Source organism: Vibrio campbellii CAIM 519 = NBRC 15631 = ATCC 25920 (assembly GCF_002163755.1).
Taxonomy (GTDB): Bacteria; Pseudomonadota; Gammaproteobacteria; order Enterobacterales; family Vibrionaceae; genus Vibrio; species Vibrio campbellii.
On sequence record NZ_CP015864.1, the window covers coordinates 574,181 to 586,480 of the forward strand.

At 43.0% G+C, this 12,300-nt stretch carries 18 protein-coding genes; 1 reads left to right on the forward strand and 17 read right to left on the reverse strand.

From position 1 onward, the window contains the following. Positions 1-2 precede the first annotated feature (2 nt). The 13 genes from A8140_RS18390 to A8140_RS18450 all read right to left on the reverse strand — a co-directional run bounded on the left by A8140_RS18390 (position 3) and on the right by A8140_RS18450 (position 8,775). Positions 3-611: a hypothetical protein gene (locus A8140_RS18390; protein WP_005531365.1), complete on the reverse strand. Its 609-nt coding sequence runs from the start codon at positions 609-611 to the stop codon at positions 3-5. 104 nt (positions 612-715) lie between these two features. Continuing rightward, positions 716-1,588: a DUF5677 domain-containing protein gene (locus tag A8140_RS18395; RefSeq protein ID WP_005531364.1), complete on the reverse strand. Its 873-nt coding sequence runs from the start codon at positions 1,586-1,588 to the stop codon at positions 716-718. Positions 1,589-2,165: 577 nt separating this feature from the next. After that, a complete protein-coding gene (locus tag A8140_RS18400) occupies positions 2,166-2,411 on the reverse strand; it encodes a hypothetical protein (RefSeq protein ID WP_005531361.1) in 246 nt (81 codons plus the stop codon). A 249-nt stretch (positions 2,412-2,660) separates the two neighbouring features. Continuing rightward, positions 2,661-2,819, reverse strand: a complete 159-nt coding sequence (locus tag A8140_RS25455) for a hypothetical protein (protein WP_005531359.1) — start codon at positions 2,817-2,819, stop codon at positions 2,661-2,663. A 42-nt stretch (positions 2,820-2,861) separates the two neighbouring features. Continuing rightward, the gene (locus A8140_RS18410; protein ID WP_005531358.1) at positions 2,862-4,274 is read right to left on the reverse strand and encodes a zonular occludens toxin domain-containing protein; all 1,413 of its coding nucleotides are present in this window, start codon (positions 4,272-4,274) and stop codon (positions 2,862-2,864) included. Then, positions 4,274-4,606: a DUF2523 family protein gene (locus A8140_RS18415; RefSeq protein WP_038863206.1), complete on the reverse strand. Its 333-nt coding sequence runs from the start codon at positions 4,604-4,606 to the stop codon at positions 4,274-4,276. Before A8140_RS18415 ends, A8140_RS18410 begins: the two co-directional genes overlap by 1 nt. 2 nt (positions 4,607-4,608) lie before the next feature. Further along, positions 4,609-6,048, reverse strand: coding sequence for a hypothetical protein (locus tag A8140_RS18420; RefSeq protein WP_005531354.1), 1,440 nt, complete (start codon positions 6,046-6,048; stop codon positions 4,609-4,611). 126 nt (positions 6,049-6,174) lie between these two features. After that, positions 6,175-6,387 carry a hypothetical protein gene (locus A8140_RS18425; RefSeq protein WP_005531352.1) on the reverse strand — a complete coding sequence of 71 codons (213 nt, stop codon included), beginning with the start codon at positions 6,385-6,387 and terminating at the stop codon, positions 6,175-6,177. A gap of 23 nt (positions 6,388-6,410) precedes the next feature. Then, a complete protein-coding gene (locus tag A8140_RS18430) occupies positions 6,411-6,656 on the reverse strand; it encodes a hypothetical protein (protein ID WP_005531350.1) in 246 nt (81 codons plus the stop codon). A 9-nt stretch (positions 6,657-6,665) separates the two neighbouring features. Then, positions 6,666-7,022: a DUF1293 family protein gene (locus A8140_RS18435; protein ID WP_005531348.1), complete on the reverse strand. Its 357-nt coding sequence runs from the start codon at positions 7,020-7,022 to the stop codon at positions 6,666-6,668. Between the two features lie 3 nt (positions 7,023-7,025). Beyond that, positions 7,026-8,171, reverse strand: coding sequence for a replication initiation factor domain-containing protein (locus tag A8140_RS18440; protein WP_005531346.1), 1,146 nt, complete (start codon positions 8,169-8,171; stop codon positions 7,026-7,028). Further along, positions 8,155-8,370, reverse strand: coding sequence for a hypothetical protein (locus tag A8140_RS18445; RefSeq protein WP_005531344.1), 216 nt, complete (start codon positions 8,368-8,370; stop codon positions 8,155-8,157). The genes A8140_RS18440 and A8140_RS18445 overlap by 17 nt, the downstream gene beginning before the upstream one ends. Positions 8,371-8,373: 3 nt before the next feature. Continuing rightward, on the reverse strand, positions 8,374-8,775 hold the full coding sequence (locus A8140_RS18450; RefSeq protein WP_005531342.1) for a hypothetical protein: 402 nt from the start codon (positions 8,773-8,775) through the stop codon (positions 8,374-8,376). Positions 8,776-8,978: 203 nt separating this feature from the next. Between A8140_RS18450 and A8140_RS18455 the strand changes: the two genes are divergently transcribed. Next, entirely contained in the window at positions 8,979-9,347 is a 369-nt protein-coding gene (locus A8140_RS18455) for a DUF3693 domain-containing protein (RefSeq protein WP_005531340.1), read from the forward strand. A 302-nt stretch (positions 9,348-9,649) separates the two neighbouring features. Here A8140_RS18455 and yciH read toward each other — a convergent pair whose 3' ends face one another. The 4 genes from yciH to A8140_RS18475 all read right to left on the reverse strand — a co-directional run bounded on the left by yciH (position 9,650) and on the right by A8140_RS18475 (position 12,187). Next, positions 9,650-9,961 (reverse strand): stress response translation initiation inhibitor YciH, encoded by a 312-nt coding sequence (gene yciH / locus A8140_RS18460; protein WP_005531338.1) that lies wholly within the window; start codon positions 9,959-9,961, stop codon positions 9,650-9,652. Between the two features lie 4 nt (positions 9,962-9,965). Beyond that, complete coding sequence (locus tag A8140_RS18465) at positions 9,966-10,349, reverse strand: DUF3319 domain-containing protein (RefSeq protein ID WP_005531335.1); 384 nt, start codon at positions 10,347-10,349, stop codon at positions 9,966-9,968. A 128-nt stretch (positions 10,350-10,477) separates the two neighbouring features. Continuing rightward, a complete protein-coding gene (locus A8140_RS18470) occupies positions 10,478-11,467 on the reverse strand; it encodes a D-alanine--D-alanine ligase (RefSeq protein WP_005531333.1) in 990 nt (329 codons plus the stop codon). Positions 11,468-11,617: 150 nt separating this feature from the next. Further along, the gene (locus A8140_RS18475; RefSeq protein ID WP_005427030.1) at positions 11,618-12,187 is read right to left on the reverse strand and encodes an SPOR domain-containing protein; all 570 of its coding nucleotides are present in this window, start codon (positions 12,185-12,187) and stop codon (positions 11,618-11,620) included. Between the last annotated feature and the right edge of the window lie 113 nt (positions 12,188-12,300).

The window sequence follows — 12,300 nt, forward strand, 5'->3', positions numbered from 1 at the left end:
AATTACTTCCTAAGTTTGGCTCTTTTTTGTACGTCAATAAGACCACTAACAATGTAGTTTTCTAGATGCTTATAACTCTTAAATACACCAGCACTAACTTTGTAGTTTCCGACCTCGGAACGACCGTATGACAAAGTATTAAAAAAATCAAACCAATCTGATTTGACGCTTCCCATCTGGAAAGAAACAGGCAATTTGTCAGGTCTCACCCAACCTAAAGCGACATACTCCAGAAATTCGTGATACATTTCTAGTTCATGCTCTTGCACTGTCGCCCGGGCTTTTCTGAAACGCATCTGATATTTCGAGATATCCCACATAATATTCTCAAATAGACTTGGCGAGATAATCGCTACATCAATATCTGAGTCATAGTCAAACACCTTTCTCTTGAAAGGGCTAAACCCCAACTTCCCAGAGCCCGTTATGTATATTTCATGGAATGAAATATCAAACTTGCTAGCTATTTTTTTCCTGAACTCATAGAAGTCATTTTCTCTCTCCTTAAAAACATGTGGTGTACCATGAAGAACATGTTTCCTACTGAAGTCGAAAATCTTATCCGGTGTATCAAGCTTAACTAACTCATCTATAAAATCACTAAGTTCCAATAGACCTCCTACCTTCTAACGCCACATTAAGGTGTGAGCTACGCTTGGCTATACTTGAGCGAAGCGAAACTGCCAAGCGTTGCGAATCACTCTTAAATGCTTTGTTAGCCGTTTTCATCACCATATAATTTGTCGAAATGAACATACAGAATTGAGTTTACTCGTTCTATCCAGTCCAACACCTCAATAGGGTAGCCATCAATTCCAATATGCTCTAACCACAACTTATAAGGTCTGTTGCAAAAAGTTAAAGTCGTCGCCATATATCGAATATCTGGCGGATGGTAAAAAGGAAATGGATCGTATGTATGATCTTCATTCCGAGCTAGGCACCAGTCCAATGAGTCATTCCACGATGCATGAATTGACTCAGACATCATCCCAAATGTGTAAGTATATTGTTTGGGGTCTTCAACCTCTTTGAATATTTCAAAGAAATTCTTACCTTGAAGCTTCCAGCGGTTTTTCTTCTGTGTAGAGAATGAATCGCGATCAAAGCCTTCAATATCGAGCTTATCCATCACGGATTGATAAATACGCTTCCCTGCTTTAGTCTCAAAAAAAGAATTACCATCATCGCACTCTCGAAGGATTCGTAAGCGATCTTTATATGACACTTTCCTATAATCCTCTATAACTTCAGAATTTGACTTCAATAGAAAGCTAGCAGTAACCGCTGACTCAAGCAAAGGGCGCTCTAGCACACTAATTATTTCAGCGTTCTCAACCTCATAATAACTAACGATTTCTTTCATTAACTTCCACACCTTTACCAGTAAACCGATAATAGGTGCATCATCCAAAGAGTAACCTGAAGGGTTTCTTTCGATGTTTTTGACTCTCGTAAGACAGTCATATATTTCCGCAACATCTCGATAAAAGATCGTTGCAAGTTCATTGATGTCTTCTAAAGAACCTAATCTAGACGAAATAAAGCTAGGCTCGTATTTTTGTAAAATTGCCTCGAACTCTTCCAAAGACTACCTCGATAGTTATCAAAATGGCTAACGCTTGTTATGCGGCTTTTAGCCTCATTTATCCGCACATTGTGCCGTTTTTTAGTAATCATCTCAATAGATAAACTTCTTAGTTTCAATAATATAAATTAATTGCATAGATGTTTGGTTGCTTATTTGAGCCTAATCACGATTTCATCGAACCGTTGAGGTATGGTGGAATTTACCCCCGTAATACAGATACGGGGGTTTTGACCTCCCGCCGCTCGTCGCGCTCTCGTCCTAGTCCGTCCTCATTTGCTCCGCGCTCCCGTCGGTGTGACACCCAAAAAGCAGCATAAGCCTTGCTCGGCACTCGCAAAGCTTTGTTGTTGATATTACGCAGGGTTCCGGTAGGTTAACGCGCCTTTGGTGTTGGCCGTCTCTGCAAGGCTGGTCTGGCAGGAAGGAGGGCGGCAGCATCCAAGTGTGTTTTGGCTGCTAACCGCGCCGATTTGATTGTTACGCTATGTTGAATTTTGTGAGCGGCTTGGTGCCTCGTCGTCGCTTCGCAACTCCTTATATCTCGGTGACTCCCTTCGGTCGGGGCGATGCCCACTTATTCTGCCAGTTCTCGTAGGCCATCCAGCGCACTCACATAGTCACTTATCGCTTCAGTGTGCTGATAGAGCTCATCTCTAAGCTGTTTGTTCTTCTTACATTCTGCTAGGTATAGCTCTTTGTACCTAAGCGCATCATAGCCACCTTTGAGCAACGCTTTACTCATTGTTGACGTGCCAGTTTGTTCTTTGAGTTGTGAGAGCATTTCGGAGTGTTCTTGTGTATCTCTAATGGTAATTGCCATCATTTTTCCTTGCTGCAGCTGGTTCCCTGGTTCGGTTACGATTGCAAAATGTCATGATTAATCCTGGTACCGGTTCGTATTTTGATAGCAAATGAACTTACCCATATATGGCCTTGCTCATTGCTATCTCAAGCCTCAGCACAAATAGCCTTCGTTCTTGGTACTGTGTGATTGTGGGCGGGCCAACGAGAGCGAACGCCCCAAACGGTGAGTTGTAGACCGCACGCTTAAATCCTTCTGGTGATATGTTCATTGTCCTTTTTCCTTATTAAGATAATCAGACAGCATTCGAACACCGCTGCGAAAGAGATCGTAAACAATGATAGTGATGATCGCGTTCATCATTGAGAGGTGGTCGAACAGCTCGATGATTTCGACCAACTGCCCATGTGTTACATATTCATTCATAAATTTTACTCTCCGAAAAGTACTACTTGTGGCCACTAGTGGCTAAAGCAAATATGAGTTGTCCGTGATTGCCTTAGCCTTTTCAGCGCCAACCTGAACGATGTCGGTATACGCTTCCTTTTGTGGTAGGGCGTTTGGCTCACAAGTGAGCAAAGACTGTAGTTCGCCTCTCTTTAGAACCATCAGGCAGTAATCGAGGACTTCAAATTGGACATCGATGGCTTTTAGGTAGTTTGCATTGATTGAGTAGGTGCCCGTTGTGGTGTAAGCGTTGATGACAATATCGGTTCTCTTATCAGTGTAAGGCTTACCCTTGACGTAATAACGCTTTTTAGAGGTATGAAAACCAGAGATATAGGCTCGTTCAAGCCCCTGAAAATAGAGAACGTCAGTTATAGGAACAAAAGGATCACCGCCTTGCTGATGAAGCGTAGAGCCAGTCCCACCATTAGATAAAACAGGATCCCCTTGAGAACCCTGCGAAGCTTGCTCAGAGTGAACAGGTTCCACAGTTTGCACCACATCAGCCGTTTGAGATTCGACTGTTGAAGTCTGACTTTCATCTTTAATAAGAAGATCCAAAACGCCATAAATAACATACCCCACAGATAAAACGATAAAGAGACAAACAAACAGAAACTTAGGAGAGCGGAAAAGTGTATTCATGCCGCCTGATTTAGTGATGGCACCTGTCCCCGTAGACTTGTAAAGCAGGTGTGCCTCAATTGGGACTTTTTCAGTGAATAGACCAGGGTCTTTTTTAATTGGAATGACCGGCTTAGTGACATTGGTAGGGTGCTGATATATATAGGGCTTTCTTTTAGCAAAAAACATCTTGTCACGATTCTTATGAAAGAATGCTTGCTCTGCACATGCTTTGATTGAGCTGTCTATCTGTTGCCAATCTGGTGACAAAAGTTCAATGTCCCAGTTGTACTTACGATGGCGCATAAAGCCCTCATTGTAAGTCAATGGGTAGATAATCCGGCCATTTTCATCGTATTCAGCACAGCCCAAGTCATCTATCTCAGACTCTTTCAGTGTCTCCAAATTAACGGGAACGTGCCGAGAGTCAAAGAACTCTTGATACCAGTCAGGTAGATGATCTAGAAAGTCCGAAAGAGGGCGCTGTTTAATCTTACGGCCATCGAACCCAACGTTCTTGGAGAAGATGTCCTGACATTCATCGATAACAACAAGTGCATTCAGAGGACACCAACAGAAAAAGTGCTGCCATAAGTCGATGCCGACTTCAGAACGCGAAAAGATGCGGATTAACTTGGTCGTGGATGGAAACTTAATATTGAGCCGCTCCTCGATGATATGGAGAGGCTGCATCCCTTCAAGATTCGTCACAACAACGCGACCCGCTTTCAATGCAGGAAGAATTGTAAACCAAGCAGTATACGCTGATTTATACGAGCCGTTGCCACCCGTGCGAATAGTAATAGCCATTATCGAGACATCCTCATCACCATAGCCGTAGTGGCACAATTGACATAAAGCGAAAAGCCTTGAGGGACTTTGTAAAGGGTAAACCAGTAACGAATTTCAGATGGAAGCTTGTTAAACAGCTCAACAAATAAAGTAGCGAAACCAATTTCTTCAAGTAGAGTTTTTGCAACGAGAAAGCTGATCTTCACAAAATAAAGTGATGCACTTAATTTTGCTTTAATCCACCAAACTTCAAGCCAAACAAAAAAATCATCGAAAAACGAAGGAAGAGCTTCAAAGTAGCCAAGGACAGTTGCGCCCACGTTCGCCATGTAATCAAAAAATTCAATCATCGTTAAACCCTCATAATCTCTTTGATACCAGCAATACCAAACACAAAGAGGACAACAGCCGCGATGATCGAGGCGTTGTCCCTCATCGAAATAAAGACTTGATTAGTTGCAGTCACGGCGTGGCCATGCCAGTTAAGAGCCAAATCGTGAGAATTAAAATCACCAGAGGAAACACCAGAAGTGAAGTTGAAATATGACTTCATACTACGAAGCTCAGCCTCATAGTCTGACTTCAAAGATTCAACCTCCGAACGTAATCGAGAAAGATCACCTGATTCGTACAAACGTTGGGGATTAACAGCAACAGGATCGACTTTTAGAGCATCCTTCAAACCTTCTAAAGACTCGTTTAAACGATCAAACCCCCCCTTTAAAAGCCCATTGATGGACTTCAATAATCCATTCGTTTTGTTGCCAAGTTCAGTTAAGACAGAAGTCTGTGAGTTAACAGCAGAAGCAGTATGGTTAGCACCATCGACGACGGATTTAGTATTGAGATCCAAAGAAGACTTAAGAGATCCTAACGCCTCCAAAGAAGTTTTGTGGTTGCTGTTCAAATCATTGTTGATTTGAGTTAGCTGTTTGTTCATATCCTTGTTAAGCGCTTTGATTGCCTTATTAGCGTCACTTTCATCATCAACAGGCGGTTCGGGGATGTCAGAATTACCAGAGCCATCAGAATCACCGGAGCCGCCAGTATCAGGAAAGTCAGGGAATTCAGGATCTTCTAAATCGTCGTCAGGCGTTGGGGGCTCAATGTCATCATCGTCGTTCTGACAGTGAGGCGCGTCACTATTAAAAATAGTGCACGGTTCTGGCGGTTTTTCATCGCAATAGTTATTGCTTTCATTGCAGCACTTGCCCACAGAATCAACCCAGTCTGGAGAGGTGGAGTCACATTGGTCAGGTTCGGGGTCATCGTCCATGCAAGCAGGCCAATCATCGGAATCAGGATTACAAGGTTGGTCAGGAAGTTCACAATCAGCATCAAAAGACTGGGTATTGTTGTCACAGAAAATTTTTGGTGTACCACCTTTGGCAGTACATGAGTCATGATACTGACTCATTGCATCAATCGTTGATTGTTCCTCACAGAAAGGCGTTGGCGGTGGAGCACATTGCCCATTTTCATCTAGGATTTCACCATCAGGACAAAAAACAGTTGTTTTTTTCCATGTTTCACAATACTCAGCACCGTGATCTTTCATTTTACCGCAAAGCTGACCACCATCAATCTTACCATCATAAAGTGGCTTATAAGTGGAACCTACACATTGAGTACCAGTAAGGAATCTTGCTAATAAAGAATCTAATGAACTAGTAGGAAGACTAGAACCGCCACAATTATAACCAAGATAATATTGTTCATAGCTATTAGAGGCAGAGGCAGAAAGTGGCAAATACAAAAGACTAGCCAACAAAAAAAAAGTGAAATTTCTCATAAATAACTCTATAAAAAACGCCTCTCTAGGAGGCGTTGATACCAGACTTGAAACCACCGATAAAAGCAGAAGTGTGAGCGATGGCAAAAAGTAAAGTTAATATGGAGGTCAAAGTCTCCTGCATAATTAAGAACGCATAGTGCCTTTAATCATGTAAAGACCGAAACCAATAGCAGCCATGGAAAGGATGCCAACGACAACTAACGTGTAGTTAGATTGCCCTTGAGAAACCGCTTCATTGATTTTTGTTGTTACCGCCGAGCCGTCAGCAAAAGCAGAGCTAGAAACGACAGTTAAAACAGAAACTTTAGCTGCGTTTTTAAGTGTGTTCTTCAACATAGTTATATCTCCAAATGAGTAAGTTAGGCTCTACCGAGCCCTTTAAGGATCCGTCCGAGCACATGCCCAGACACGAATGAAAGCAGCAAATAACCCGTGATTTCGGTAAAAAATGCCGCATCAATATCGAAGTTCAAATCTTTGCCCAAGCTCATGCGTTTGACTTCGTCATTGCTGAGAATGAGAAAGGTGCAGTTATCCAAAGGCTCATAAGGCAAAGCCTTAATGTCACCATTGGTAAGAACCTGAGCACAGACTGAAACTGTCATAAGTTGTTGTTAACCTTGAGCCTTCATTGAAGCTTCGAAGTGCTTCTTAATTTCTGCATCAACAGGGATGAGTGCTGTCACGATGGCACCCGCCAATGGATCTTCTGGATTGATTTCAAGTTGTAGCTGGTACTCACGACGAGGAACCAGAGCACCAGTGCGCTCAAGGAGCAGGGCGTAACTGTGTTCAATCATTAAAGGTTGATCCCATTGCGGGTTAACGTCGCCAGATTCGCCGATGGTGCGGCGCTTGAATTTCTCCGAGTTAATTTCACGTAGTGGACGTGAGATGTTCAGTTGCGCACTGTCACCACGTGCCGAGTTCCAAGTGATGTCCATGCCTAGGACAAAAACAGATTTAGCCATTTGTTAGGTCTCCAATATGTGAGTCACCAACTTGCCGTAGGTATCGGGGAAGGTGAATTTGGTTCCATCACGGACGAGCGAGCCGACAACGGTTTCAATGTCGCCCTCATGGAATTCGATTAAAGAGTTCAGGATTTTCCCGTACTGGCGACGCATCCAGTGAGCCGAAGCCAACAGGTCGAGCGCCGCACGTTTAGTCGGGACAGGTTTTGTATTGAATTGTTTTGCAGTAGAAATCGACGCTGCGAAGTCGTTGATGGCCGCGAACGCGCCAGCAGGATTCAACAGCACATCGATGTTCCATTTTTTTAGTTCGACTTCTGAGCGATACCAAACCAAACCCGTGTTCGCGAGTTTCTGCTCAAGAGCCTTGTTGTAGATACGCCAGTAGATACGAGAAGTGCGAGAGCCGACAGAGTATTGCTCTTTGGTGTAATCAGGACGGCCATCACGAAAGCCCGCAATCGTATGGTCAACATGCAGAACTGGATTACGGCCACGCTCAGCTGTACGGAAAGCATCATCATTCCAAGCCTTGCGCGCGTATTCACAATCAAAGATACCGTCGTAATCATCGTAAGCGAGATCGACACGCGCGAGCGTTTGAACACCAAGAACGTTTGCCAGCCAATCATGCAGCGACCAAGGCGCGCGACGGGCAAACACATGCTTACAACCAGTGCCATTAATTTGGAAATGCACCGTGTCATTGTTGCCACCAATACCCACGAAACCACAGAAGTCTTCACCGTCTGGTGAGGTCAACTTCATAGATTCAGAATAGAACTGAAAGCCAAGACCACGAGGTGCAGAAAGCGACAAGCCAAGCACCTGATTGGTGAAGATGCGCAGGCAATCTTCTAGGTAATTGCGGTAACAGATATCAAAGGCGTTGTTGTACGCTTCAATCTCTTCAGCAGTGCCTGCGATGGTCGCATTAAACTGAGGTGGAGCAGGGAATTTGGGTGCTTTACAGTTACGTTGTAACAGTGATTTAGGTGCTAAACCTTTGTATTCCTCATGCTTGTGCAGACGTTGAATCGCGTTGTGACAATGGCGTAAGTCCTTGACTGCAAATGTAAAACATAGGTAGTCAATATGAACAGACTGCTCATCGAATTTCTTAAGGATGTTAGTTGCAGTAGTCATCGAAGACCCCTAAATCAACGCGTTCTTGGTAAGTGGTGTTGGTGATAGATACCAACTCGTAAGAGACAAATTCAGACGAAGCCCAAGATTCAAGATGAGACATAGACTTAAGCAAATCCCATTCTTCACAGCCTTTGACCAACACAGAAACCGTGTAATCAGGCAACAAATCGTAATAGATGGTTTGGGCTTCGTTCATGGGTTATGCCTCTGAGTTAGACTCAGTTACGGCGTCACGCTTTACTGCAAGTTGCTCCTCAATCTCAAAGGCGCGAATAACAGCATCACTGACAGGCATTGAGAAAAGTTCACAGATTGATGCATAGGCATGCTGACAGGCTACAGATAGAAAAATTTGACGGTTGTCTACATCTCGAAGGACTACCCAAACTTCACCGTGTTGGTCAATTTCAATAACATGCTCAAGTTGACTCGGTAACACATACGTTTCTTGTGAGTAGTGAACACCGATATCACAAAATGAAATTCGGATTCTATAGGCGTTTTGATTACCAAAATGAGTAAGACGAAGATTTCCGAAATCTATAGAACGTATTGAAGGGTTATGAGGATTAACCTCGATTAAGCTAGAGAATTTTGACATAGAAACCACCTTGACTAGTTAGGAGTGACCACCGAGGCCAGACGAAAGCGTCAAGGGCAAACGCCCAAACCAAGGTGGTCTAAAATTAAGGACTGAAGTACATGAGTCCTGATTTGTGTGGACTATAAGACACAAAAATCAGGACTGTAAAGCCCGCTTTTTGTGGACTGTGGGTATACAATAATCAGGACTGGAGGATTCCTATGTACACAAATGAACTGTTAGATGCCTACAAAAAGGCGAAGAACTATATCCAAGATAAGCAAGTTGCCCATGATTTAGGTTTAAGTCGTCAAAAGATTAGTGCGATAAGAAACGGGCAAAGGTATCTCTCGGAAAATGAAGCACTTTTTCTGGCAAAAGAGATTGGAGCAGATACAGAATCTGTCCTTGTTTATCTAGCAGCTGATAAAGCGAAAACGTTCGAAGCTCAACAAGCTTGGGCGAACATTGCAAAAAAGTTTAACGGGCTTGGATTACCAAGTATTTCAATGGCTTGTGCGGGATTTGCCGTAGCGTTTTCAAGCCCAGTGGAATCACTACAACAGTTCGCATTATGTATATTATGTTAAATATCATATCAACGTACACCAAATCTTCTCTGGATTGGTCTCCTATCCCTCTCAGATTTTAAAATACGGCGCTTTGGATAGCGTCATTAAACATAACCGTTATTTACCATAAAATAGCTAATATGGATCTATCAATCTACGATTGCTTGCTCTGCTATTAGCTGGGGTTCTTTCAATAGCTGTTTTGTGTGTCGTGCTTTGCAGATGTTTATCTGGGTTAAGTTCTACAAACTTGTCCAAACTGCAGATAAAAAAAAGAGCGTCATAGTCGACGCTCTTGAAAATCTTTTGCTCAGTTTGAATTAACCACCGGCTAATTTTACCGTCATACCTTTCTTTTCAAGATGTGCTTTGATCTTGTCACGAGCATCACCTTGGATTTCGATGTTGCCATCTTTTACAGAGCCACCACAGCCGCAAACTTTCTTAAGTTCAGCTGCTAGTAATTTCAGTGGCGCGTCATCCAAATCCAAACCCGTCACGATGCAAACACCTTTGCCTTTACGGCCTTTGGTTTGTCGTTGAATACGAACAATGCCGTCGCCTTTAGGACGTTCGACTTTTTCTTCTTCTGGTTTGATGCGACCAGTCTCTGTTGAATATACGAGTGTCATATTCTTATTTCTTTTGTTGTTGTGCTTGTAGCGCTTTTTGTTTTGCAACCAAATACGCTTCGATATGGCGTTGAATGGCAGGTTTGGCACCTTTTATCAACTTGCCGTTGAACATACAGTACCAAGAATTTGCCAATCCTGTATCGTTCTTTATCGTGTAGCCGTTAAATACTTCAGATGTTGGACTGCTGGTGCTTTGCGCTCTCTGACCAAGAGTCGCAAACTCTTTAGGGTCAATGATAGATGCCGTGTCACACCACCAATCTATGCTCTTTTTTACCGCCGTTAAACTGCCTTGTAGAACGTGGTTCTTGATCTTGACCTTCCAAACGGCACCGTCAGGTCCGCCTGATTGCAGGTTAAAACCTCTATAATTTGAAATTGCCATACCACTGAGCCATCTATTTAGTGCTTTGATACAATCATAAATGCAACCGAGTAATAGTCAAAGTTTAGTACTGTGCCATTACTCAGTTATGCTTAGGTTTACCACAAAATGAACGACGGTAACGTTAGTTAGATTGCAGTATTAATACAATCTGCTAAGAACTCATGGAACTTGTGACCGTTGTTTTGTAGCATTTTCGGGAACATCGAGATTGGCGTCATTCCTGGGAAGGTGTTGACTTCGTTAAGGTAAATCTCACCATCTTCTGTTAGGAAGAAGTCGATGCGCGATAAATGACGTAAATTCATTTGCTTAAAGACGGTTTCCGAAGCAACTCGAATCGCTTCCACCTGCTCTTCTGTCAGGTTTTTCGCTTCTACTTCAGTCAGTGAATGACTAGACGTGCTGTACTTCTCATCGTAAGAATAGAAGGCACCATCAGGCGCTATCACTTCACCAGGCTTAGTAATGTGTAACTCGCCGTTCATCTCATAAGCGGCAACTTCCAGTTCACGAGGTTTGACTGACTTTTCTACCAAGACTTGCTCTGAGTAACCAAATGCATCGTTCACAGCTTGGGACACAGATTGCTTATCGGTGACACTGTAACAACCTACAGAAGAACCTTGACGTGCAGCTTTGACAAACACTTTTCCCCATTTATCAAACGCTTGTAACGCTTGTTCATGAGCTTGCTCATCGTTACGTGTTAAGAATAAGTATGGAGTGTTCGGAATGCCAATCGCATCGTACCAAAGCTTAGATGTGATTTTGTTGAAGCTGTTGCTGCTTGCTTCAGGGCCACAGCCTAGGTAAGGAATGCCCGCGATTTCAAACATAGATTGAATGTCACCGGTTTCGCCAGGGAAACCATGAATACAAGGGACAATGAAATCAACGTCTAGGCTTAGGTTGTCTGAACACAGCTTTTTCCGGTTAAGGTCTAAATAAACCAATTCACCTTGGTTTGTTACCCAACCTTCATTTTTGATTTCTACGCGTGTAACGCTTACGTTTTCAATCAGATTCAGCTGTTGCTCTACAAAGTTTGCAGAAAGTAGTGAAATCTCGTGCTCTGAAGAGCCGCCACCGCATAGTAAAAGAATATTTTTAATCATGAATCAATCTTTCCGTGATCTCCAAAAGATACTATTCAGTATGATAAACCTTTGAGTAGTAACGTACAGTAATTTTACTGTGAGGAATGCTGTTCGAATAGGATTTGACCAAAGAAAAAAGGGAGCAAAACGCTCCCTTCTCTTGTTCTATTAATTTAGTTTGTTAAGCGTTGGATAAGCCGAGTTCTTAATGGCATCAATGCTTTTCACAAATGGCTTAAGCTGTTGGAAATGCGTTGGCAATGTCGAGATTGCTTGCTTTGCTTCTGCACTTGTTGCGTAGTCACCGTAAAGTACTGAGAACCACTTAGTTCCATTTACAACTTTGTAGTTTTCCCAAATTGGCTGGCTGTTTTGTGGTAGCTGACGCGCAAACTGATCGACTTTTGCTTGGCTGCCTACGGCAACAACTTGGATGGTGTAACCAAAGCGTTGGATGCCCGCTTGCTTCTTGCTAGGCGGAATGATCTTAACTGGTTTCGCCTGATCTTTAGGTGTTAACTTAACGACCTTTTTCTCTTCAGGCTTCGCAGTCATTTTTACGACTGTTGGTTCTACGTCTTTCTCTACCACTGCGTTCTCAGACGACATAATTGGCTTTGAAATAGACTGAGATTGGTAGTCTTCTCGGTAGCTTTCTGACGTTACGTCAGTGATGTAAGATTCCGATGCACAAGCAGAAAGCAGTACTGACAAGCCGATGATTGCGATTTTTTTCATGAAGTAACAAACGCTCTGGATAAATATTACGATAAATCATGCCGATAGCAGGCTATTTTATCAAGCACCAAACACAATAAACTGTGATTTTGGTGTGATGAGCGACACAAACT

Coding starts and splice junctions, on each gene's coding strand:
- A8140_RS18400 (WP_005531361.1), bottom strand. CDS start 2,411: ATGGCAATTACCATTAGAGATACACAAGAACACTCCGAAATGCTCTCA.
- A8140_RS25455 (WP_005531359.1), bottom strand. CDS start 2,819: ATGAATGAATATGTAACACATGGGCAGTTGGTCGAAATCATCGAGCTG.
- A8140_RS18410 (WP_005531358.1), bottom strand. CDS start 4,274: ATGGCTATTACTATTCGCACGGGTGGCAACGGCTCGTATAAATCAGCG.
- A8140_RS18415 (WP_038863206.1), bottom strand. CDS start 4,606: ATGATTGAATTTTTTGATTACATGGCGAACGTGGGCGCAACTGTCCTT.
- A8140_RS18420 (WP_005531354.1), bottom strand. CDS start 6,048: ATGAGAAATTTCACTTTTTTTTTGTTGGCTAGTCTTTTGTATTTGCCA.
- A8140_RS18425 (WP_005531352.1), bottom strand. CDS start 6,387: ATGTTGAAGAACACACTTAAAAACGCAGCTAAAGTTTCTGTTTTAACT.
- A8140_RS18430 (WP_005531350.1), bottom strand. CDS start 6,656: ATGACAGTTTCAGTCTGTGCTCAGGTTCTTACCAATGGTGACATTAAG.
- A8140_RS18435 (WP_005531348.1), bottom strand. CDS start 7,022: ATGGCTAAATCTGTTTTTGTCCTAGGCATGGACATCACTTGGAACTCG.
- A8140_RS18440 (WP_005531346.1), bottom strand. CDS start 8,171: ATGACTACTGCAACTAACATCCTTAAGAAATTCGATGAGCAGTCTGTT.
- A8140_RS18445 (WP_005531344.1), bottom strand. CDS start 8,370: ATGAACGAAGCCCAAACCATCTATTACGATTTGTTGCCTGATTACACG.
- A8140_RS18450 (WP_005531342.1), bottom strand. CDS start 8,775: ATGTCAAAATTCTCTAGCTTAATCGAGGTTAATCCTCATAACCCTTCA.
- A8140_RS18455 (WP_005531340.1), top strand. CDS start 8,979: ATGTACACAAATGAACTGTTAGATGCCTACAAAAAGGCGAAGAACTAT.
- yciH (WP_005531338.1), bottom strand. CDS start 9,961: ATGACACTCGTATATTCAACAGAGACTGGTCGCATCAAACCAGAAGAA.
- A8140_RS18465 (WP_005531335.1), bottom strand. CDS start 10,349: ATGGCAATTTCAAATTATAGAGGTTTTAACCTGCAATCAGGCGGACCT.
- A8140_RS18470 (WP_005531333.1), bottom strand. CDS start 11,467: ATGATTAAAAATATTCTTTTACTATGCGGTGGCGGCTCTTCAGAGCAC.
- A8140_RS18475 (WP_005427030.1), bottom strand. CDS start 12,187: ATGAAAAAAATCGCAATCATCGGCTTGTCAGTACTGCTTTCTGCTTGT.